The sequence below is a fragment of the Amycolatopsis samaneae genome (assembly GCF_039541975.1).
GTDB classification, from domain to species: Bacteria; Actinomycetota; Actinomycetes; order Mycobacteriales; family Pseudonocardiaceae; genus Amycolatopsis; species Amycolatopsis samaneae.
Genome location: NZ_BAABHG010000008.1, coordinates 204,205 through 225,477, shown reverse-complemented (window position 1 = coordinate 225,477; position 21,273 = coordinate 204,205). Strand labels below are relative to the sequence as shown.

Below are 21,273 nucleotides of genomic sequence, written 5' to 3'. Positions count from 1 at the left end.
GGGTGTGAACCAGGTCTCAGCGAGGGGAGGGTCGCGCGGGGTACGGTGCGATTTCGGGGGACGGCAGAAGTGGTCGACAGGAGGTCCGCGGTGCCCGACCGGTTGTTCCCCGCACTCGCGAGCGGTGCCCACAAGCAGGCTCTCCACTTCGGCGAGCGGACGCTGACCTACGACGAACTCGCCGCCACCGCCGGCGCGCTCGCCCGTGACCTGCCGAAGGGCCGCGTGGCCGTCTGGGCGACGCCGACCCCGCACACCAGCGTCGCGGTCGTCGCCGCCCTGCTCGCCGGGGTCCCCGCGGTCCCGATCAATCCCAAGATCGGCGAGCGGGAACTCGCGCACATCGTGTCCGACAGCGAACCCGCGTTGGTCCTCGCCGAACCCGGCGTCGGCCTTCCGGACGGTTTGTCGACAATTCCCCGCCGGGACATCGACCTCGACGAGAAAGCCGCCCCTCAGGACCCGCTGGACGAACCCGGGGCCGAAGCACCCGCGCTGGTCGTCTACACCTCCGGCACCACCGGCCCGCCGAAGGGCGTCGTCCTCCCGCGCCGCGCGCTCGCCGCGACGCTCGACGCGCTCGAAGACGCCTGGCAGTGGACCCCGGACGACGTCCTGGTGCACGCGCTGCCGCTGTTCCACGTGCACGGGCTGATCCTCGGCATCCTCGGGCCGCTCCGGCGTGGTGGGTCCGTGCGTCATCTCGGCCGGTTCTCCCTCGACGGCGTGGCCCGCGAGCTGGGCGACGGCGCGACGATGCTTTTCGGCGTACCGACGATGTACCACCGCATCGCCGGTGAAGTCGCCGAAAACGAGGCGCTCGCGAAGGCGTTACGCGGCGCGCGACTGCTCGTGTCCGGCTCCGCCGCGCTGCCGGTCCACGACTATCAGCGCATCACCGCGGCCACCGGCCAGCAGGTGGTCGAGCGCTACGGCATGACCGAAACGCTCATGAACACCAGCGTCCGCGCCGACGGCGAACGCAAGCCGGGCACCGTCGGTGTCCCCCTGGCGGGAGTCGAGCTGCGGCTGGTCGGCGAGGACGGGGAGCGGATCGACGAGCCCGGCACCGTCGGGGAGATCCAGGTCCGCGGCCCGAACCTGTTCACCGAATACCTGAACCGGCCGGACGCGACGTCCGCCGCGTTCGACGACGGCTGGTTCCGCACCGGCGACATGGCGACGCGGGACGCCGACGGATACGTCCGGATCGTCGGGCGCAAGGCGACGGACCTGATCAAGAGCGGTGGCTACAAGATCGGCGCCGGCGAAATCGAGAACGCCCTGCTGGAACACCCGAACGTCGCCGAGGCCGCGGTGACCGGCGAACCGGACGACGACCTCGGCGAGCGGATCGTCGCGTGGATCGTGCCGGACGGCGAACCACCGGCGGCGGCCGAGCTGGCCGACCACGTCGCCCGGCTGCTCACCCCGCACAAACGGCCGCGAGTGGTCCGGTATCTCGACGCCTTGCCCCGCAATGACATGGGGAAGGTCATGAAGCGAGCGCTCGGTGGCTAGGCTGCCCGCGCGCGAGATCATCGACCTGGTCTCGGCCGACTTCCGCGAGCTGGTGGTGGAGCACGCCGCGGAGCCCGAGGACGGGCCGATCGGCTGGCCGGGCTACCGCGACGCGCGCGACGCCGCGGCCGGACGCAGTGGCGAGTCCGAGTCCGTCGTGTGCGGGACGGCGAAGCTCGGCGGCGTCGAGGCGATGCTGATCGCGTTCGAATTCGGCTATCTCGGCGGCTCGCTCGGCCAGCGCACCGGGGACCGGATCGAAGCGGCGTTCGCGCGGGCCCGCGCGCTGCGGCTGCCGGTGGTGTCGCTCATCGCGACCGGGGGCAGCCGGATGCAGCAGGGCATGCGGGCGCTCACCCAGCTCCAACGGCTCGCGCGGGCGGCGGCGCTGGCACGCGCGGCGGGCATCCCCCAGATCTCCGTGCTGCGCGATCCGACGACCGGTGGCGGCTGGGCGACGCTCGGCGCGGGCGCCGACGTCGTGCTCGCGCTCCCCGGCGCGCAGGTGGGTTTCGCCGGGTCACGGGTTCGGCCCGCGGACGCACCTGCGGAGGCGTACACCGCCGAGGCGAAGTTCGCGGCGGGCCAGGTGGACCAGATCGTGCCGCCGGAGCAGCTGGCCGGGGCACTGGAGCGTTGGCTCCTTCTGCTGACGTCGCGCTCGGACGCCCCGGCCGAGCCACCCGCGGCGCTCCGGGCGACGACCTCGCCGAAGACGGGGTGGGAAGCCGTCCAAGCGGCGCGGGACGGGTCGCGCCCTCGCGCCGGCGAGTACCTCGACGCCTACTTCGACTGGCGTGAGGAGATCAGCGGAGACCGTTGCGGCGGTGTCGACACCGGGGTTTCCTGCGGATTCGGCCGGCGCGACGGCCGGGCGATCGCGTTCGCCGCGCAGTGCGGCACCGCGACGACCCCGGCCGGGTTCCGGACGGCGGCGCGGCTGGTGCGGCTCGCGACGCGGCTGGGGGTGCCGGTACTGACGCTGGTGGACACCCCCGGCGCCGCCAACGACGCGGCGGCGGAACACGCCGGGGCGGGCCCCGCGATCGCGGACCTGTTCGAGGCGATCGCGACGGCCGACCCCGGGTCGGTGACGACGCTGGTGATCGGCGAGGGCGGTTCAGGCGGCGCGCTCGCCTTCGCGGCGCCGGGGTCGACCTGGGTCACGCCCGACGCGTACTTCTCGGTGACGTCGCCGGAGGCCGCGGCGTCGATCCTCAAGCTCCCGGCGGCCGAGGTCCCCGCCCTCGCGGACCGGCTCCGGCTGCGCCCCCAGGACCTCGTCGACCTCGGCGTCGCCCGTGCCGTCGTGGGCCCGGCCAAGTGCGTTTAGCGGGCTAAACGCGGTCCTTAGCATGCCTACGCAACACGTTGACCAGCGCGAATGCATTTAGTCCGCTAAACGCGCTCGCGGTGAGGCCGCGCGCGGTCAGCACAACGCCCCTGGTTACTTAGCCTTGCTCAGCGCCGCGTTTAGCCCGCTAACTGCACTCGGGGCACGAGGGCGCGACAGGGCGAGGAGAGGGCACGGGTGGGAGCGGGGCGGAGTGCGTTTAGCCCGCTAAACGCAGGTCGGGGACGCGGGCCGCCCACGTGCCGTGCGGCTCCAGCGCGACGATCCGGACGTCGTCCTCCCGGCGCTCCAGCCGGACGACGAGGTAGTCCGCCGACAGCCGCTCCGCCGACCCCTCGCCCCATTCGACGACGACGGCCGAGCGTTCCAGATCCGCGTCCAGGTCCAGGTCGTCCAGCTCGGACAGGTCCCCGCCGAGCCGGTAGGCGTCGACGTGCACGAGCGGCACGCCGGGGACACCCGCCGGGTGAACCCGCGCGAGCACGAACGTCGGCGAGCTGACCCGCCCGCCGACCCCGAGCCCGTCGGCGATCCCCCGCGTCAGCGTCGTCTTCCCCGCGCCGAGCGGCCCGGACAGCAGCACCAGGTCACCGGCACGCAGCGAGGAGCCGAGCGCCCGCCCGAAGGCCATCGTCGCGTCAGGAGTCGGGAGTTCGTACTTCACGCGCGTTTCCACCACCAGTTCCGTCCGGAGGACGACTCGCCGTCCACCCCGGCACACCGTTGCACGAGATCGATGAGATGGCTGTTCACCAGTTCCGGCTGCTCCAGCTGCACCATGTGCCCCGCGCCGCGCACCCGCACCAGCTCCGCGTCCGGCAGTTCGCCCGCGATCCGCTCGGCGTGCGAGAACGGCGTGAACCGGTCCGCGTCACCCCCGACGACCAGCACGTGCGCGTGTTTGAGCCCGGCCAGCGCCGCGTACCGGTTGTGACTGCCGAGGGTGTCGACGAAGTTGACCAGCCCCCGTACCGGCGTCACGGCGAGCATCTCCAGCATGAAGTCGACCAGCCGCGACGACACGTCGCGGCTGCCGAACGCCAGCCGCCGCACCGCCTGCCGCGTCAGCTGCCCGCCCGCCGCGCGGACGAACTCGACGAGCCCCGGCTGCCAGCCAGCCAGCCCGCCGACGCCCCTCGTGAGCGGGTTGTACTTCGACAGCAGTGAGCGCGGCAGCCCGCGGGCACCCACCTCACCGGCGGCCGTCGCGATGAGCGCGACCCCGCGGACCCGGTCGGCGAAGATCGCCGGGAACTCCGCGGCCAGTTCCATGATCACCATGCCGCCCATGGAGTGCCCCACCAGCACGAGCGGCCCGTCGGGCACCACCGCCCGCAGCACCGCGTCCAGATCCCGCGCCAGCTGCTCGATCGTGCTCGCCTCGGCCGACGCCTCGCCGGACTGGCCGTGCCCGCGATGGTCGTAGTACACCTGCCGCACCCGCGGCAACGTCAGCGACGCCAGGTCCCGGCGCTGGAAGTGCCACGACTTCCGCGACAGCGCGAACCCGTGCACGCCGACCACGGTCAGCTCCGGCTTCCCCCCGTCGGCCGGATCGACCTCCTCCACCGACAACGGCGTGCCGTCCTCGGCCGCGACCGTCGACACGCGGTCCGGCTTCAGCTCCCCCAGCGGCTCGTCCACGAGTACGTCCTCACTGTGCCGCCGCTGTTGCGCGGCGACCGCGATGGCGGCGGCGGTCCCGGTGGCCACGGCACCGACCCCGCCCACGATGGCCAGCAGTCGTCGTGAAGGTGTCACGAGCGGTCCCCCAGATACCGGCGGCGCACCCGCGGCCGGTACATCGAGGTCACGACCTCGTAGTCGATCGTGCCCAGCTTGTCCGCCCACTCGCGCGCGGTCGGCGCGCCCCCCGCACCAGCCCCGAACAGCACGACCTCCGCGCCGAGTTCGGGTTCGGTGTCCCCGCAGTCCACCACCAGCTGGTCCATGCACACCCGCCCGGCGACCGGACGCCGCCGCCCGCCGAGCCAGACGTCCAGGCGACCGGACAACACCCTCGGCACACCGTCGGCGTAACCACACGGCACGAGCGCCAGCGTGGTGTCGCGGTCGGCGGTCCAGCTGTGGCCGTAGGACACCGACTCCCCCGCCGGGACCCGCTTGGTCAGCACCACCGAGGACCGGAACGTCATCGCCGGACGGAGATCCTCGCCGGTGGGCACCGGGTTCAGCCCGTACGTCGCGATCCCCGGGCGCACCAGGTCGAAGTGCAGGTCGGGACGGGTCAGCAGGGCGGCGGAGTTCGCGAGGTGCCGCATCGGGTCGAGCCCGGCCGCCCGCGCGGCCTCGTAGGCCTCGTCGAAACGCTTGGCCTGCAGGTCGACCGACGCGTGCCCCGGCTCGTCCGCGCAGGCCAGGTGCGACCAGACCCCGACGACCTCGATCAGGGGCTCCGCTGCCGCCGCCTCGACCAGTTCCGCCCACAGCGGGGGCGGGCAACCGTTGCGCGAAAGGCCGGTGTCGATCTTCAGATGCACCCTCGCGCGCGCCCCCACCCGGCGCGCCGCGTCCGCGATACGCCGCAGCTCGCCGATCGAGCTGGCGGCGAGATCGACGTCCGCCTCGATTCCGGGGGCGAAGTCGACGTCGGGCATGTCGAGCCAGCTGAACAGCCGCGCGGTGATCCCGGCGCGGCGCAACTCCAGCGCCTCGTCGAGGGAGCAGGCGCCGAGCCAGGTCGCGCCCGCTTCGAGCGCGGCGCGCGCGACCGGCAGCGCGCCGTGCCCGTACGCGTCGGCCTTCACCACCGTCATCAGCGCCGCGCCGGAGGCGCGTTCGGTCAGCAGGGCGACGTTGTGGCGCACGGCGTCGAGGTCGATCACGACCTCGGCACGCGGGAAACTGGGAGTCATAACGACCCCCAGTTTCCCATGTGTCCAGGTCAGGACAGGCGCGACCCGGTGGTGGCGGAGAACACATGCAGCTCGTCGGGACGGATCCGCAGGTGCAGCGTGTCGCCCATGGCGGGCGGTGTGCGCGGATCCACACGGGCGACGACGTTCGACTTCGTGCCCTCGGCGTCCGTCTCGGCGAGCTTGCCGTAGACGTAGGCGTCCGAGCCGAGTTCCTCGACGAGGTCGACCTTGATCGGCAGGGTGCCCTCCTCGGTCCCGGCGACCTCCAGCGACTCCGGCCGGAACCCGACGGTGACGGTGTCGCCGTCGGCCGCGGCGATGACGTCGCGGGGCAGCGGCACGCGCGCACCGCCCAGCTCGGCACCGTCCTGGGTGAGCTTGCCGGTGACCAGGTTCATCGCGGGCGAGCCGATGAACCCGGCGACGAACGCGTTCGCGGGCTTGTCGTAGAGCGCGCGCGGGGTGTCGCACTGCTGGAGCAGACCGTCCGACAGCACCGCCACGCGGTCGCCCATCGTCATGGCCTCGACCTGGTCGTGCGTGACGTAGACCGTGGTGACGCCGAGACGCCGCTGCAGCGCCGCGATCTGCGTACGAGTGGACACCCGCAGCTTGGCGTCCAAATTGGATAGTGGCTCGTCCATCAGGAACACCTGGGGTTCCCGCACGATCGCCCGACCCATCGCGACGCGCTGCCGCTGACCGCCGGAAAGCGCCTTCGGCTTACGGTCGAGAAACTGTTCGATATCAAGCAGTTTCGCCGCGTCGAGGACCTTTTGCTTGATCTCCGACGCGGGCCGCCCGGCGATCTTCAGCGCGAAACCCATGTTCTGCGCGACCGTCATGTGCGGGTAGAGCGCATAGTTCTGGAACACCATCGCGATGTCGCGGGAGCGCGGCGGCAGCTGCGTGACGTCGCGGTCGCCGATCCACACGGCACCCTCGTCGATGTCCTCCAGCCCGGCGAGCATGCGCAGGCTGGTCGACTTGCCACAGCCGGAAGGCCCGACCAGCACGAGGAACTCGCCGTCGGCGATCTCCAGTTCGAGCGCGTCGACGGCGGGCCGCTCGGCGCCGGGATAGCGCCGGGTCGCCTTGTCGTAGGTGATGCTGGCCATCGGTTCAGTCCTCTCCGATCTTCACGGGAATTCCGTGCGCGGCTTCGGCCGCTTCGAGATGTCGATGCCGGACGCGGCGGCCCTCGGCGCGCTGCGCTTCGGTCGGCTCGTCCAGCGCGAGCCGCGTCTTTTCTTGCCAGGCAGGCGGTTCTCCGGTGTTCGCGAGCGCCCACGCGGCCTGCCGCGCGGCGCCGACGGCGACGTACTCGGCGACGGGCGGGACGGCCACGGGAACGCCGAACACGGCCGGCGCGACCGCGCGCACGGCGGCGGACCGCGCACCGCCCCCGATGAGCAGCACGCGCCGGACGTCGAGCCCTTGCCCGCGCACCGCGTCGAGCCCGGCCGCGAGCCCGCACAGCATGCCTTCGACGGCGGCGCGCGCGAGGTTCTCCGGAGTCATGTTCGCGCGCGTGAGGCCGAGCAGAGAACCGTTGGCGCCAGGGAGGTTCGGCGTGCGCTCACCGTCCAAATAGGGCAGTAGCGTCAGGCCGCCCGCACCCGGTTCGGCGGCCAGCGCGAGCCGGTCGAACCCGTCCTGGCCGACGCCCAGCATCGCGGCGCTCGCGGTGAGCACCCGCGCGGCGTTGAGCGTGCAGGCGAGCGGCAGGAACTCCCCGGTGGCGTCGGCGAATCCGGCGACGATGCCGGTGGCGTCGGCGGGCGCGGTGGCCGACCTGCCGAACACCGTGCCGCTGGTGCCGAGCGACACGACGACGTCGCCGGGCCCGAGTTCGAGGGCGAGCGCGGCGGCCATGTTGTCGCCGGTCCCCGCCGAAACGAGCATGCCGTCCCGGGTGTGCCCCGCGGCTTCGGCGGGCCCGAGAACCCTGGGGAGTTCAGGAGTCCTGCCACCGAAGGCGTGCTCGAGAAAGTCGATCCGGTAAGCGCTTTCCGCCGCAGAGTAGTAGCCGGTGCCCGACGCGTCGCCCCGATCGGTCACCGGCGTACCGGCCCCGCCGAGGATGCGCCAGGTCAGCCAGTCGTGCGGGAGCAGGACGCGGGCGACACGGTCGGCCAGCTCCGGTTCGTGCTCGGCCAGCCAGCGCAGCTTGGTGACGGTGAAGCTCGCGACCGGGACCAGACCGACCGCCTTCGCCCATTCGCCGGGGCCCCCGAGCTCGCCGCGGAGCTCGTCGGCGGCCCCGGCGGATCGGTTGTCGTTCCACAGCAGGGCGGGGCGGACGATGTTTTGCTCGTCGTCGAGGGTGACGAGCCCGTGCTGCTGCCCGGCCACCCCGATCGCCTCGACGCCGTCGAGCAGGCCACGCGCCGCCTGGGTGAACGCGTCCCACCAGGCGGCGGGGTCGACCTCGGTGCCGTCCGGATGCGCGGCCCGCCCGGTGCGGACGATCTCGCCCGTGCGCGCGTCGCACACCACGACCTTGGTGGACTGGGTCGACGAATCGACACCGGCGACCAGCTGGTCAGCTGTCATACGGCTGCCCCTCCTCGACGTAGTCGACGAGTTCGACCGCGGTGCTCGCGTTCAGCGCGGCCTCGATCTCCTCGGTGGGTGTGGCCTCGTCGGTGATGAGCAGGTCGTAGTCGCCGACTACGCCGTGCGCGAAGGTCGCGGTGCGGCCGAACTTCGAGTGGTCGACGACGAGGACGTTCCGGTTGCTCGCGCGCAGGGCGGCCTTCTTGAGCTCGGCGTAGTCCTGGTCGGGGTGATACAGCCTGCCGACGGCGACCGCGCTGACCGAGGCGAACCCGACGTCGGCGTGGATGTGGTCGAGCAGGGTGAGCACGCCGGGGCCGATGCAGGAGTCGAACTCGTGGTGGAACCGGCCACCGGCGAGGACGACCTCGACCTGGGGGCCCAGCAGTCGCGCGGCGTGCAGCGAGTTGGTGATGACGGTCAGGCCCTCGACCTCCGCCAGCCTGCGGACCAGCGGGAACAGCGTTGTGGAGTCGTCGACGAAGACGGTCTGGCCGGGCTCGACCTGGCGGATCGCGGCGTCGGCGAGGGCTTCCTTGACGGCGAGGTTGACGGTGCCGCGGAAACGGGCGGCGTTCTCCATGGTGAAGGCCGGGTAGGCCGCGACGCGGCCGCGGAGCTTGCGCAGGAGACGCCGGTCGGCGAGGTCGTCGAGGTCGCGGTGCATCGTCATCAGGCTGACGCCGAAGTGCGCGGTGAGGTCGTCGATACGTGCCTCGCCGCGTTCGATGACGTGGTCGAGGATCTCCCTGCGCCGCTGCTCGACGGAGGCGTCCGAGGGCCGGGTCCTAGACACGCCACCCCCAGCTCACGACACCAGTGTCACCGCTCACACCCCCTTCTTACCAGATATCTCCCGCCGACTTAACACCCAACGCGATAACTCCTCCCACCCCTCCCCTGCCGCCCCCCAAGTGCGTTTAGCCCGCTAAACGCACTCGCCCACCCGCCCCGAGCTGCAGTTAGCGGGCTAAACGCGGCACTGAGCATTGCTAACCATTCGCGACACCTCCCCCGGCTCACCGCGCCACGCACCCCGCCCACCAGCGCCCTGAAGTGCAGTTAGCGGGCTAAACGCGGCGCTTAGGCACGCTAAGGACCGCGTTTAGCCCGCTAAACGCACTTGGCCGGGTGCGGGGCAGGAGGAGCGGGGTGGGATCAGGAACGCAGCGCGCGGAGAGCGTCGGGGATGGCGGTGACCAGAGCCGAGGCGGACGTCGGCACCCCGCCGGCGGCGAGCGACCCGGCGAGCGCGTGGACGTGGGCCGCCGACGCCGCGGCGAGCCACGGGTCGAGACCGGCGGCGAGCAGCGCGCCGAGAAGACCGGTCAGCACGTCACCCGAACCCGCCGTCGCCAGCCACGACCCGCGCGGGGTGTTCACCGCGACCCGCCCGTCCGGCGCCGCGACCACCGTGCAGTGCCCCTTCAGCAGGACCACGGCGTCGTACCGGCGCGCCGCGTCACGCGCGGCCGCGACCCGATCGGCGCCGGGCGCCTCGCCCATCAGCCGCGAGAACTCGCCCGCGTGCGGCGTCAGCACGAGCGGCGTGCCCGGATCGCGGGCGTCGAGCACCTCGGGCGAACGCGCGATGATCGTCGTCGCGTCCGCGTCGGCACACACCGGCACGCCCTGGCCGAGTACGTGCCGCAGCACGTCGCGCCCTTCCTGGCCGGTACCGATCCCCGGCCCGACCGCCCACGCCTGCACGCGGCCGGCGTCACGCACCGATCCGGTGGCGACGATTTCCGGCCAGCGCGAGCGCACCACGTCGGCGGCGTGCCCGGCGTAGCGCACCAAACCGGACGTCGCCCGCACCGCCGAGCCCGCCGCCAGCACCGCCGCGCCGGGATAGGTGGCCGACCCGGCCGCGATACCGACGACGCCCTGGCTGTACTTGTCGTCACCGGGCCCCGGCACCGGCCACGCGGCGGCGACGTCCGGCGAGTCCAGCCGCACCAGGTCCGGCTCGCCGAGTTCGGGCCGCAGCCCGATGTCGACCAGCACGACCTCCCCGCAGGCGTCCGGCGCCAGGGCGTGCACCGGTTTGAGCGCGCCGAACGTCACGGTCAGCGCGGCACGCACGGCGGGACCGTCCACCGCGCCGGTGTCCGGGTCGACGCCGCTGGGCAGGTCGACCGCGACGATCGGCGCGCTGGCGCGTTCCACCAGCGCCGCGGCGTCCGGCCGCAGCGGTCCACGGGCCGAGATACCGACGATCCCGTCGACGACGACGTCCGCCCTGTCGATCCACTGTGGACCGTCCTCGGCGGACACCACCCGGCCGCCGGACCGGCGCAGCGCCGCCAGCCCGGCGCCGTGTGCGCGTTCGGGTTTCAGCAGGACCGCGGTGACGGCGACGTTGCGGCGGCGCAGGAAGGCCCCGGCCCACAACGCGTCACCGCCGTTGTTCCCGGACCCGACCAGCAGGACGGCTCGGCGCCCGGACACCCCGCTCGTACGCCCGGCGAGCAGCGCCGCCGTGTGCGTCGCCAGCCCGAAGGCCGCGCGGCGCATGAGTTCCCCGTCCGGGGTGACCGCGAGCAGCCGGTCTTCCGCCGCGCGAATCCGTTCCGTGGTCCAGATTCCCTGCACGGCGGCGCCTCCGGGATTTACTCGACGGTGACCGACTTCGCCAGGTTACGCGGCTTGTCGACGTCGTACCCGCGAGAGCGCGCGATCTCGGCCGCGAGCACCTGCAGCGGGACCGTGGACACCAGCGGCTGCAGCAGCGTCGGCACCGCGGGCACCTCGATCAGCTCGTCGGCGAACGGCCGGACCGTCTCGTCGCCCTCTTCGGCGATGACGATCGTGCGGGCGCCGCGGGCCTGGATCTCGCTGATGTTCGACACGAGCTTGGAGTGCAGGACCGCCCGTCCCTTCGGGGAGGGCATCACCACGACGACCGGCAGCCCGTCCTCGATCAGCGCGATCGGGCCGTGCTTGAGCTCGCCGGCGGCGAAGCCCTCGGCGTGCATGTAGGCGAGTTCCTTGAGCTTCAGCGCGCCTTCGAGCGCCACCGGGAACCCGACGTGACGGCCGAGGAACAGCACGGCCTTCGAGTCCGCGATCCGGCGCCCGAGGTCCCGCACCTGGTCCACAGTGGACAGTACTTTCTGCACCGCCGCCGGCATGGCCTCGAGCTCGGCGAACTCGCGCGCCACCTCGTCCGGGTACTTCGTGCCACGGGCCTGCGCCAGCGCCAGGCCGACCAGGTAGTTGGCCGCGATCTGGGCGAGGAACGCCTTGGTCGAGGCGACCCCGATCTCCGGGCCCGCGTGCGTGTAGAGCACCGCGTCGGACTCCCGCGGGATCTGCGCGCCATTGGTGTTGCACACCGCCAGGACGCGGGCCTTCTGCTCGCGGGCGTGCCGGACCGCTTCGAGCGTGTCCGCGGTCTCACCCGACTGGGACACCGCGACGACCAGCGTCGCGCGGTCGAGCACGGGGTCGCGGTAGCGGAACTCGCTGGCCAGCTCGACCTCGACCGGCAGGCGGCACCAGTGCTCGATCGCGTACTTGGCGACCAGCCCGGAGTGGTAGGCCGAGCCGCAGGCGACGACGAAGACCTTGTCGACGTCGCGCAGGTCCTGGTCGGAGATGCGCTGCTCGTCCAGCATGATCCGGCCGGACTCGAAGTGCCCACGCAGCGTGTTCGCCAGCGCCTCGGGCTGCTCCTCGATCTCCTTGAGCATGAAGTACTCGTGGCCGCCCTTTTCCGCGGCCGAGAGGTCCCAGTCGACGGTGAACGGCTTGGCCTGCGCGGCGTCGCCGTGGAAGTCGGCGACCTCGTAGCCGTCGCGGGTGATCACGACGAGCTGGTCCTGGCCGAGCTCGACGGCCTCGCGGGTGTGCTCGATGAACGCGGCGACGTCGGACGCCACGAAGGTCTCGCCCTCGCCGACGCCGACGACCAGCGGCGAGGAGCGCCGGGCGGCGACGATGGTGTCCGGCTCGTCGGCGTGCGTCACGACCAGGGTGAACGCGCCTTCGAGGCGGCGGCACACGGCGGCGACACTGGCGGCGAAGTCGCCCTTGGTCTCGCCGGAGTTGTAGGCGCGCGCGACGAGGTGCGCGGCGGTCTCAGTGTCGGTGTCGCTGGCCATCTCGACGCCGTCGGCCTCGAGTTCGGCGCGCAGGGAGGCGAAGTTCTCGATGATGCCGTTGTGCACGACCGCGACGCGCTGGGTGACGTCGCGGTGCGGGTGCGAGTTCCGGTCGACCGGGGCACCGTGGGTGGCCCACCGGGTGTGCCCCATGCCGGCGGTGCCCTTGAAGGCGTCCCTGCCGACGGAGTCGAGCCGGGCCTCCAGGTTGGCGAGGCGCCCGGCCTTGCGCTCGACGTTCAGCGCGCCGGCGCCGTCCAGCACCGCGACGCCCGCCGAGTCATACCCGCGGTATTCCATCCGCTGCAGTCCGCCGAGAACGACGTCCAGGGCCGGTCGGTGTCCGACATATCCCACGATCCCACACACGGGCACCAGCCTAACGAGGGACATCGCGCCCCCACGCGCGGCTCCATCGCCACGCCCCGGAGCTGCAGTTAGCGGGCTAAACGCGGCGCTGAGCGTGGCTAAATATCCGGACCGCGCGGATGTTCGCGAACGCCGTTCCCCGATCCCGCCCCACCGGCCCCGAGTGCGTTTAGCGGGCTAAACGCACTCGCCGGGGCGGCGGGCGGGCTGGGCGGGGGTGCGGGCAGTAAGGTCACGGCCATGGCCAGCAAGCCCAAGCAGCTGCTCGCGGAGTTGACGCACCCGGGCCCGCACGAGGTCCTGCGCGGCAACCTCGCCCTGGTCGGGCTGCCCGGCGTGGTGTTCACGCCGCGGTCGGGCCTCGGCCTGCCCGCCATCGCGTTCGGCCACGGCTGGCTCCAGCCGACCGGGCGCTACCACCAGCTGCTGCGGCACCTCGCGAGCTGGGGCGTCGTCGCGGCGGCCCCGGCCACCCAGCGCGGGCCGTTGCCCTCGCACCGGCTGCTCGCCTCGGACCTGCTGAGCACGCTCGACCTCGTCACCACCGTCCGGCTCGGCCCGGACGGCATCAGCGTCGACCCGGACCGCCTCGGGCTCGCCGGGCACTCGACCGGCGGCGGCTCCGCCGTCCTCGCCGGCGCGCAGGCCGCGGCCACCGAACCACCGAAGCCCCGGGTCCGCGCGATCGCGACGATCACCGCCGCGCAAACGTTTCCACCAGCGACCGAGGCCGCCAAGACGATCACCGCGCCGGGCCTGCACCTGGCCGCGGGCGGCGACCTCGTCGCGCCCGCGGTCGGGCACGCGGAGGCGATCGCCGACGCGTGGGCCGGTCCCGTCCAGTTGCGCACGCTGGGGAAGTCGTCGCACCTGGCGGTCACCGAGGGGCGACACTGGAGCCAGCTGCTCCTGCAGGGGAAGCCGCGTCGCGGCACTCAGCAGCTGACCCGCGCCCTGTTCACGGCGTTCTTCCTGACCCATCTGACGGGCACCGACAAGTACCTGCCGCTGCTCGACGCCGACGTCAAGCACGCCCCGATCGAACTCACCGACGACGAAGCCGCCGCCTGACCCTCCCGGCCTCCGGCTCATTCCGCCCTTCCCACCCCGAGTGCGTTTAGCGGGCTAAACGCACTCGGCTCGTCGCGCGCGGATGCAGTTAGCGGGCTAAACGCGGTCCTTAGCGTGCCTAAGCGCCGCGTTTAGCCCGCTGACTGCACTTCAGGGCGGTGGGCGAGGCATGAGAAGGGCCCCGGCTCCGGGAGGAGACGGGGCCCTTCGGGACGGGTCGCCGGACGGGTCAGTCGACCATCCAGCTGTTGTTCGAGAAGTCGTCGTCGTCGAACGCGTCGCTGCGCGCGTGACGGCCACGCCGCCGCGCGGACGGCGGCGGTGAGGCCGGCTCCGGCGCGGGCGGCGCCTGCTCGGCCGGAGCGGGCGGCGCGTAGGACGAGGGCAGATCGCCGGGCACGCCCGGCACCGAAGGCGCGATCGGTGGCGGCGGCGCCGTCACGTCACGCTGCGCGGACGCTCCCCGCGCGTACTGGCCGAACTGGTCGGCGGGCTTCTCCTCGTCCTCCGGCCCGAACTGCATGGTGTGGCTGCGGTCGGCGAGCGCCTTCTCGGTGAGCCAGCCACCGGACTCCTTGTGCCGCTTCGCCAGCTCCTGCATGTGCTCCATGTACTTGCCATGGACCGCGGCGTCCCGCTCCATCGTCTTCATCGCGGTGGCCTTCGCCTCGGCGACGTGCCGCTCACGGAGGTCCCGCTGCTCCTGCTGTTCCCTGGTGGCGGTGTCCAACGCGGACATCGCCGCCCGCAGCCTGTCCACAGCGCTCATCGCCGCTCCCTCGTCCGCTCGTTCACGCCGACGCCCTACCGCTCATAGCTGATCGACCGGTCGCCGTCGTCGTCCAGCGATCCGCTGATCCGCCCACCGGCACCGCTGGTCTCGAAGACGCCGCCCTCGATGCGGTACTGGCTGGGACCACGCTGCTGGTCGCCACCGCCGCCACCGCCCGGCGCGCCGCCCATGCCACCCATCATGCCCATGCCACCCATACCGCCCATCCCGCCGGCGCCCGCGCCCGTACCACCGGCCGCACCGGCCATCGGCCCGGCCGTCGCCGGGTGATCCATGCCGCCCGGCGCGGCGCCGAGCCCGACATCACCCGACATCTGTGACGACGCGCCCGTGTGCGCTCCGGCGTCCAGCGAGTTGCCGTCACCGGCGAGGTCGAACCGGGCGTCCGTGCTGGCGGCCGCGGTCGCGTCCGCCGCTGGCGTCGCGGAGGCCGCGTCGGCACCGCCGCCGGCCGGGGCACCGGTGTCCGCGCCGGCGGGCGCTCCCCCATCGGCGGCCGCACCGGTGTCGGCCGCTCCCGCGTCGACGCCGCCGGGTGCGCTGAAGCCGCCCTCGGCGGGCGCGGAGATCGGGTTGACCTGCCCGTCCGCCGGGGCGGGCATGGTACGGACGTCGTCCAGCTTGCCCTGCTGCGATCCCGAATCCGGCGCCCGGTCGTCGGGGATCCCCGGCTTCTGCGGATCCTTCGCCGCACCGCCGGACGGGTCGGTTTCGCCGGGCTTGAGCTCGTGCTTCTCGCCCTTCTCGTCCAGGGTGTACGAGGTCGGCTCGCCCTTGCCGTCGTCGACGGTGACCACTGTCGGGCCGTCCGGGCCCTGCGGCTGTTCGGCGGTGATCTTGAGGTTGCCGTCCTGGATGTGGATCTTGCCGTCCGGCCCGGGGTGATAGGCGCCGTCCGCGCCCGGCTTCCCGTCCTGCTGGGCGCCCTGCGGCCCGAAACCGGCCTTCGGGTCCTGACCGGGAGCGTCGGGCAACGGCTTCCCGTCGGGGCCGACCTTCGGATTGTCGAAGTCGAGCTTGTAGTCCTTGTTGTGCCCGTGACCGTCGTCGACCGAGACGTCCATCTTGCCGTCCTTGTCCGGCTCGGACATCGAGATCTTGTTGTCGCCCTTCTGGACGGTCATGGTGTCCTGATCGTCGCCGGCGTCCTTGATCGCCTCACCGGTCTTCGGATCGATCGGGTAGGGCTCGCCGGTCTTCGGGTCGACTTCCAGCGGCTTGTGGGTGATCGGGTTCATCCCGTCTTCGGGCTTCTTGTCCTCCGGCTTCGGCTCGGCCGACGACGGCGGGGTGCCACCGCCCCCGCTGCCGCTCCCGCCGCCGGTGCTGCCTCCGCCGCTCCCACTCCCGCTGCCGGAGCCGTTGCCCGAACCGTTCCCGTTCCCGTTGCCATTCCCGTTTCCGTTACCGTTTCCGTTGCTGGACGGATCGGTCTTGCCCGACGACGGAGCCGGGAACGGGTTGGTGTACTCCTCCATGTAGCGCGACAGCGTGTGGTAATGCTGGTTGATCGTGTCGGTCGCGTTCTTGCAGGCACCTTTGAAAGCGTTATAGCGACCTCCGAAGTCATCGGAGAAGCCGCCTTTCAGCCATTGTTTGGCCGCGCCGATCGCATATTCCTTGTTCTCGTCGTTCAACCCGCAGTCGTCGTCCGCGAGCCGCTCGGCGAGATTGTTTCCAGGACACACCGAATCGAGCCAGCCGGCGATGTCCTTCAGTTTGTCCTTCGAGTCGACCTTCCCCAGCGCGACCTCGATGACCTGCTTCGCGATGTACAGCGGGGCCTGCCCCACCGTGTCGGAGCGCATCCTCAGCACTTCGTCGACCTTGGTCTTGAGCGCGGTGTAGATGTGCGTCATGGTCTCGGGGACCAGCTTCACGACGCCGTCCATCTGGGCGATGAGTTCTTGGGCGTCGGGCTGGATCCGCTGCTCGTACTTGACCTTCGCCGCGGTCGCGCCCTCGCCCTTCCAGTCGTGGAAGAGCGTGGTCAGCGCCGACGTCGCGTCCGTGCGGGTCTCGTCGGTCGTCTTGCGAGCGCCCCCGAGGTCCTCGACCTCGTCGAGGAACTTCTGGAAGTCGATGTCAGCGTTCTCGTGGAACTTGTCCCAGATATCCGACTTGTAGTTGATCGCGCCGGGACACTCCGGCATCTTGTTCCAGATCTGGTCGGACCACTGGGAAAAGAAGTCGAGCGCGGGTTTGGCGATATCGAGAATCTCGTTGGACTTCTTGGCGCCGACACCGCCGGGGGCCGGCGCCTGCGTCGCGTCGAGATCGTTTTTCGCCTTCGTGGCCTCCGCGTTGGCGGCCTTGTCCGACTGCGCGTTGGCGTCGCGCTCCGCCACGGCCTTCTTTTTGGCCTGCTCGAAGTCGGCGCCGAAGAGCACCGCCTGCAACAGATCTCGTTTGGTACCCGCGGTGATGTACGGGTCGTTCTCGAGCCGTTCGAGTTCGGCCTGCTGGGCATCGGTGAGCGCCATCAGTTGCCTGCCTTCTTCGCGGCGTTGGCCTGCTGTTCGTCGGCCGAGGAGTACCTGGTCGCGGCGGTACCGACACCTCCGCCGAGCTGGGTCAGCTGCCCCGCGTAGCCCTTCATGGCCGCGCCGATGGCCTCGATGCCCTTCTGGTACCCGGTGAACGCGTCGCCGTGCACGCGGCCGAAGTCCTTCGCGGTCAGGGGCGTGGGCGCCACCTTGTCAGCCTTGCCCGACGTCTTCTCCGCGGCTCGTTCCAGCGCGGTCTGCGCCGTGAGCATCGCCTCTGAATTCGCCTTGTAGCCACCGTCCGGCATGACCGGTGCCCCCTTACGTCCGAGCTGTCCCCGTGGTTGTCCTGGGTACGACGCACGCGACCGGCCGCGGGTGCCATCGCATATGCACACAAAATGTACCCAGCGGTCCGGCGGCCCGCAGCGAGTTCGCCGGGTTTGCTAACCCAAACGATGGCGCCGCAGCAGGCCGGGCAGACCCCGCTTGCGCGGCTTGCCGCCCGCCGCGATCGTCTCGTCGAGCAGTTCCGCGGCGCTGCGGATGTCGACCAGCCGGTCCAGCTCGTCCAGGTCGATGTCGACCCCGAACTCCACCTCGACCGTCGCGAGCAGCCGGACCCGTCGCCGCGAGTCGACTCCCATCTCGGCGAACGGCGTCGTGTCGTCGATCGTCGCCGGGTCGACGTCGAACGTCTCGCACACGATCGCCTTGATCTTCCCGACATGCTCCTCAGCGGCCATGCCCCGAATTCTCGCCTACTCCCGCCAAGTGCGTTTAGCGGGCTAAACGCACTTGGGCGCGAGGGCTCAATCCGTGACGGGGGCCCAGAACCGCGTTCTGGCCGCGGAACGCGCCACCTTGCCGCTGGAGGTCCGGGGCAGCGCACCCGGCTTGACCAGCAGAAACGAACGCAACGCGACATCATGCGCCGTCGCGACGGCACGCGTCGCGGCGCGGGCGACCGCGGTCTCGTCGACCTCGGCGGCGGCCGCGCCCCGCGCTCGCTCGGCGACGACGACCACCGCCTCCCCCGCCTCGCCCTCGACGGCGAAGGCGGCCACCCGGTCGCGGCCGAGCACGGGGTGCGCGCCCGCGACGGTGTCCTCGATGTCCTGGGGATAGTGGTTCCGGCCGTCGATGATGATCAGGTCCTTGCGCCGCCCGGTCACGTACAGCCGCGAGCCGTCCCACCAGCCGAGGTCACCGGTCCGCAGCCAGCCGCCCTCGCCGTCGATTCGCGCGTCGAAGACCTCGGCGGTGAGAGCGGGCCGACGCCAGTACCCCGCGGCGACGTTCGGTCCGCGCACCCAGATCTCGCCGGTGGTGCCGTCCCGAACGGGGCGGGCGGTGTCCGGATCGACCACCCGGACCCGCTGGCCGCGCGGATGGCCGACCGCGACGAGGGATCGGTCGCCGACCGGTGTCACGACCGGTCCGTTCGCGTCGCCGCTGGCGACGTAGACGGTGGCCTCCGCCAGCCCGTACGACGGCCGGTAGGCACCGCGCGGGAACCCGTGCGGCTCGTAGGCGTCCAGGAACGCCTCGACCGTGGCCGCGCGAATCGGCTCGCTGCCGTTGAGCGCGACGTGCACGCCGGACAGGTCGAACTCCCGGCGCCGTGCTTCCGGCACGGCCTCGACGAGCAGGTCGTACGCGAAGTTCGGCGCCGCGGTCAGCGTTTTCGGATACGCCGACATCAGCGTCAGCCAGCGCTCCGGGCGGCGGATGAACTCCAGCGGGGCGAGGAACACCGACCGGCCGCCGCCGTGCATCGTGCCGGTCAGCAACTGGACGAGACCCATGTCGTGGAAGAACGGAATCCAGCCGACGCAGGTGGTTTCGGCGTCGACGGCGTAGGCGTCGCAGACCTGCCAGCACGCCGCGGCGAGCGCGCGGTGGGTGATCACGACGCCCGCGGGCGAGCGCGTCGTACCGGAGGTGTACTGCAGATAGGCGGGGGTGTCGGGGGTGACAGGAGCCGGTTCCGCCGCGACGGCGGGCAGGGTGTCGACGCTGAGAATCGCCCGGGGCCTCGGGACGTCTCCGGCGTCGGCGAACTCCCGCACCCGGTCCGCGATCGCGTCGGCGGTCAGCCAGACCTGGGCGTCGCAGTCACCGAGCACCCCCACCAGCCGCTCGCGCTGCGCTCCCAGGTCCGGCGCGGACAGCGGAACGGCGACCACTCCCGCGTACAGCGCCCCGAAGAACGCGACGACGTAGGAAAGATCCTGGCGGGCGACGATCGCGACCCGGTCACCGGGCCGGGCGTGCTCGCGCAGCCCCGCCGCGACCGCCTGGACACGGACCAGCAGCTCGGACCAGCTCAGCGTCCGCTCGATCATGTCCTGTCCGGCGGAGCAGTCGAGGTGCGTGAAGGCGGGGCGCTCGTCGTCGGCGCGGCGGAGCAGCCGCCACACCAGCGGTGTTCGCAGTACTTCTTCGGGTACCTCGTCCGGCACGGCCGCATCCTCCCGACGATCCGGTCGCGGTGTGGGCATCATACGAACGTGAACGACTTCTTCGTGGTGGACGCGCGGGCGGACCGGGTCGGTGTCCTGCGTGACGCGCGGCTCAGCTCCGATCCGGACGGCGGCGCGGCCGGGCAGGCCAACCTGCTGCTCATGGACGGGGCCGCGCACCGGCGGCTGCGCGAGGTCGTCAAGGAGGTCATCGCGCTGGTGGAGCCGCTGCCCGCCGAGGTCAGCACCGACATCGAGGACTTCGTCGCCGGGCTGGCGACGGCGTCGTCGTTCGATCTCGTCGCGGACTTCGCCAGGCCGGTCGCCGCGCGGGTCACCACCGCGGTGCTCGGCGCCGTCGAACCGCTCGACGGCCGGCTGCTCACGGCCCTCTCGGAAACGGCGGCGAACCTCGACGTCTGGTCGGGTGGCGCGCCGCCGGGCGCGGACCTCGCGGCGCTGCGGGTCGCGATGTTCTTCCTGAAGGCGACCGCCGTCGAAGGCGGTGGGCTGGCGTTGCTGCGCGAAGCACACGACGCGGGCCGGGTCACCGAGGACGAGCTCATGCTCACGCCGGTGATGCTCGCGCACGCCGCCTACGAGAACTCGATGAACTTCCTCGCGCTCGCCGGGCTGGGCCTGGTGCGCAGGCCCCGGCGGCCGGACGGCGCCGAGGTGCGACGGCTCGTCCAGGACATCGCGCCGACGCGGTACGCCGCGCGCCGGGTGACCGGCCCGCTCACCGTGTCGGAGGTCGAGTTCGGGGCGGGCGACAAGCTCGCCGTCCCGCTCGGCGACGGGCTCGCGTTCGGCCTCGGGCGGCACGCCTGTCCCGGCTCGCGGGTCGCGGTCGCGGAGGGGGAGGTCGCCCTGCGCGCGCTGTCCGAGGTCCTCACCGCCTCCCATGTCGTGGGCGAGGTGCGCCACAAGACCCACCCCGTGTTCCACGGCCTCGAATACGCCCAGGTCACCCGCACCTCCGCCGCCAAGTGCGTTTAGCCCGCTAAACGCACTTGGCCCACGGCACCCGAGCGCGTTCAGCGGGCTAAACGCGGTCCGGCCGTCGAGGCAGCACAGCAGGGCGCCCCCATTGCTTAGCAACGCTCAGCGCCGCGTTTAGCCCGCTAACTGCGCTCGGCCGAGGGCGCCCAGGTGCGTTTAGCGGGCTAAACGCGCTCGGGCCGGGTCAGGTGGCCAGCCAGTCGGTGTTGGCGAAATCGTCGTCGTCGGCGTGGGCGGCGCGGCGGTGGCGCCCACCACCACGGGGCTGTTCGGAGGCGGCCTCGGCAGGCGGCGTCACGGGCACCGGAGGAGGGGGCGCAGGCGCGGGCGGGTGGTCGGCCGGGGGTGGCGGCGCGTCGGCGGCGCGATAGCCGGCCCGGCGTTCGTTCTCCGCTTCGTCCTCCTCGAAGCCGAAATCGTCGTCCTCGGCCTTGTCACCGACCGTCGCCTCGGTGACCCAGCCACCCGCGGCTTCCGCCCGCCGCTTCTGCTCAAGCGCCGTCGCCAGCGCTTCGTCGGTTTCCCGGCGCAGCTTGTCACCGGCTTCCCGGCTCTCCTCCAACGCCATGGCGGCACGTTTGTCGACCAGGTACATGCGGTCGCCGTTCTCCCGCTCCAACCCGGCGAGCTTGTGTTTCAAGGCTGCGAGATCCTCTTCGGGACTCACG

Annotated in this window: 18 protein-coding genes; 4 read left to right on the top strand and 14 right to left on the bottom strand. The window is 72.0% G+C overall.

Annotation, left to right across the window (positions count from 1 at the left end):
* The first annotated feature begins 90 nt into the window (after positions 1-90).
* Together ABD987_RS22385 and ABD987_RS22380 are read left to right on the top strand one after the other, a co-directional pair.
* On the top strand, positions 91-1,521 hold the full coding sequence (locus ABD987_RS22385) for an acyl-CoA synthetase (protein ID WP_345396832.1): 1,431 nt from the start codon (positions 91-93) through the stop codon (positions 1,519-1,521).
* Positions 1,514-2,854, top strand: a complete 1,341-nt coding sequence (locus tag ABD987_RS22380; RefSeq protein ID WP_345396829.1) for a carboxyl transferase domain-containing protein — start codon at positions 1,514-1,516, stop codon at positions 2,852-2,854. Before ABD987_RS22385 ends, ABD987_RS22380 begins: the two co-directional genes overlap by 8 nt.
* A gap of 220 nt (positions 2,855-3,074) precedes the next feature.
* On the opposite strand, the gene tsaE is transcribed toward ABD987_RS22380, so the two are convergent.
* The 8 genes from tsaE to glmS all read right to left on the bottom strand — a co-directional run bounded on the left by tsaE (position 3,075) and on the right by glmS (position 12,788).
* Complete coding sequence (gene tsaE / locus ABD987_RS22375; protein WP_345396826.1) at positions 3,075-3,539, bottom strand: tRNA (adenosine(37)-N6)-threonylcarbamoyltransferase complex ATPase subunit type 1 TsaE; 465 nt, start codon at positions 3,537-3,539, stop codon at positions 3,075-3,077.
* A complete protein-coding gene (locus ABD987_RS22370; protein ID WP_345396823.1) occupies positions 3,536-4,636 on the bottom strand; it encodes an alpha/beta fold hydrolase in 1,101 nt (366 codons plus the stop codon). Before ABD987_RS22370 ends, tsaE begins: the two co-directional genes overlap by 4 nt.
* A complete protein-coding gene (alr, locus tag ABD987_RS22365; protein ID WP_345396820.1) occupies positions 4,633-5,751 on the bottom strand; it encodes an alanine racemase in 1,119 nt (372 codons plus the stop codon). Before alr ends, ABD987_RS22370 begins: the two co-directional genes overlap by 4 nt.
* A gap of 29 nt (positions 5,752-5,780) precedes the next feature.
* A complete protein-coding gene (locus tag ABD987_RS22360; RefSeq protein WP_345396817.1) occupies positions 5,781-6,872 on the bottom strand; it encodes an ABC transporter ATP-binding protein in 1,092 nt (363 codons plus the stop codon).
* A 4-nt stretch (positions 6,873-6,876) separates the two neighbouring features.
* On the bottom strand, positions 6,877-8,310 hold the full coding sequence (xylB, locus tag ABD987_RS22355) for a xylulokinase (protein ID WP_345396814.1): 1,434 nt from the start codon (positions 8,308-8,310) through the stop codon (positions 6,877-6,879).
* Positions 8,300-9,109 (bottom strand): DeoR/GlpR family DNA-binding transcription regulator, encoded by an 810-nt coding sequence (locus tag ABD987_RS22350; RefSeq protein ID WP_345396811.1) that lies wholly within the window; start codon positions 9,107-9,109, stop codon positions 8,300-8,302. Before ABD987_RS22350 ends, xylB begins: the two co-directional genes overlap by 11 nt.
* A 362-nt stretch (positions 9,110-9,471) precedes the next feature.
* Positions 9,472-10,908, bottom strand: a complete 1,437-nt coding sequence (locus tag ABD987_RS22345; RefSeq protein WP_345396807.1) for an NAD(P)H-hydrate dehydratase — start codon at positions 10,906-10,908, stop codon at positions 9,472-9,474.
* A 17-nt stretch (positions 10,909-10,925) separates the two neighbouring features.
* Positions 10,926-12,788 carry a glutamine--fructose-6-phosphate transaminase (isomerizing) gene (gene glmS, locus ABD987_RS22340; protein WP_345396804.1) on the bottom strand — a complete coding sequence of 621 codons (1,863 nt, stop codon included), beginning with the start codon at positions 12,786-12,788 and terminating at the stop codon, positions 10,926-10,928.
* Between the two features lie 240 nt (positions 12,789-13,028).
* On the opposite strand from glmS, the gene ABD987_RS22335 reads away from it, so the two are divergent.
* A complete protein-coding gene (locus ABD987_RS22335; RefSeq protein WP_345396801.1) occupies positions 13,029-13,859 on the top strand; it encodes a dienelactone hydrolase family protein in 831 nt (276 codons plus the stop codon).
* Positions 13,860-14,088: 229 nt separating this feature from the next.
* Here ABD987_RS22335 and ABD987_RS22330 read toward each other — a convergent pair whose 3' ends face one another.
* From ABD987_RS22330 to ABD987_RS22310, 5 genes are all read right to left on the bottom strand, one after another.
* Positions 14,089-14,628: a hypothetical protein gene (locus ABD987_RS22330; protein WP_345396798.1), complete on the bottom strand. Its 540-nt coding sequence runs from the start codon at positions 14,626-14,628 to the stop codon at positions 14,089-14,091.
* A gap of 35 nt (positions 14,629-14,663) precedes the next feature.
* Positions 14,664-17,135 (bottom strand): hypothetical protein, encoded by a 2,472-nt coding sequence (locus ABD987_RS22325; RefSeq protein WP_345396795.1) that lies wholly within the window; start codon positions 17,133-17,135, stop codon positions 14,664-14,666.
* The gene (locus ABD987_RS22320) at positions 17,135-17,446 is read right to left on the bottom strand and encodes a hypothetical protein (protein WP_345396792.1); all 312 of its coding nucleotides are present in this window, start codon (positions 17,444-17,446) and stop codon (positions 17,135-17,137) included. Before ABD987_RS22320 ends, ABD987_RS22325 begins: the two co-directional genes overlap by 1 nt.
* A 138-nt stretch (positions 17,447-17,584) precedes the next feature.
* Positions 17,585-17,884 (bottom strand): acyl carrier protein, encoded by a 300-nt coding sequence (locus ABD987_RS22315; RefSeq protein ID WP_345396789.1) that lies wholly within the window; start codon positions 17,882-17,884, stop codon positions 17,585-17,587.
* 66 nt (positions 17,885-17,950) lie between these two features.
* Complete coding sequence (locus ABD987_RS22310) at positions 17,951-19,642, bottom strand: fatty acyl-AMP ligase (RefSeq protein WP_345396786.1); 1,692 nt, start codon at positions 19,640-19,642, stop codon at positions 17,951-17,953.
* A 9-nt stretch (positions 19,643-19,651) separates the two neighbouring features.
* Between ABD987_RS22310 and ABD987_RS22305 the strand changes: the two genes are divergently transcribed.
* The gene (locus ABD987_RS22305; RefSeq protein ID WP_345396783.1) at positions 19,652-20,602 is read left to right on the top strand and encodes a cytochrome P450 family protein; all 951 of its coding nucleotides are present in this window, start codon (positions 19,652-19,654) and stop codon (positions 20,600-20,602) included.
* A gap of 187 nt (positions 20,603-20,789) precedes the next feature.
* On the opposite strand, the gene ABD987_RS22300 is transcribed toward ABD987_RS22305, so the two are convergent.
* Entirely contained in the window at positions 20,790-21,272 is a 483-nt protein-coding gene (locus tag ABD987_RS22300) for a hypothetical protein (protein WP_345396780.1), read from the bottom strand.
* Between the last annotated feature and the right edge of the window lies 1 nt (position 21,273).

Excerpts from the sequence above, each read along its gene's own strand:
- ABD987_RS22335 (WP_345396801.1), top strand. The coding sequence starts at position 13,029 with ATGGCCAGCAAGCCCAAGCAGCTGCTCGCGGAGTTGACGCACCCGGGC.
- ABD987_RS22320 (WP_345396792.1), bottom strand. The coding sequence starts at position 17,446 with ATGCCGGACGGTGGCTACAAGGCGAATTCAGAGGCGATGCTCACGGCG.
- ABD987_RS22360 (WP_345396817.1), bottom strand. The coding sequence starts at position 6,872 with ATGGCCAGCATCACCTACGACAAGGCGACCCGGCGCTATCCCGGCGCC.
- xylB (WP_345396814.1), bottom strand. The coding sequence starts at position 8,310 with ATGACAGCTGACCAGCTGGTCGCCGGTGTCGATTCGTCGACCCAGTCC.
- ABD987_RS22310 (WP_345396786.1), bottom strand. The coding sequence starts at position 19,642 with ATGCCCACACCGCGACCGGATCGTCGGGAGGATGCGGCCGTGCCGGAC.
- ABD987_RS22330 (WP_345396798.1), bottom strand. The coding sequence starts at position 14,628 with ATGAGCGCTGTGGACAGGCTGCGGGCGGCGATGTCCGCGTTGGACACC.
- ABD987_RS22325 (WP_345396795.1), bottom strand. The coding sequence starts at position 17,135 with ATGGCGCTCACCGATGCCCAGCAGGCCGAACTCGAACGGCTCGAGAAC.
- ABD987_RS22315 (WP_345396789.1), bottom strand. The coding sequence starts at position 17,884 with ATGGCCGCTGAGGAGCATGTCGGGAAGATCAAGGCGATCGTGTGCGAG.
- alr (WP_345396820.1), bottom strand. The coding sequence starts at position 5,751 with ATGACTCCCAGTTTCCCGCGTGCCGAGGTCGTGATCGACCTCGACGCC.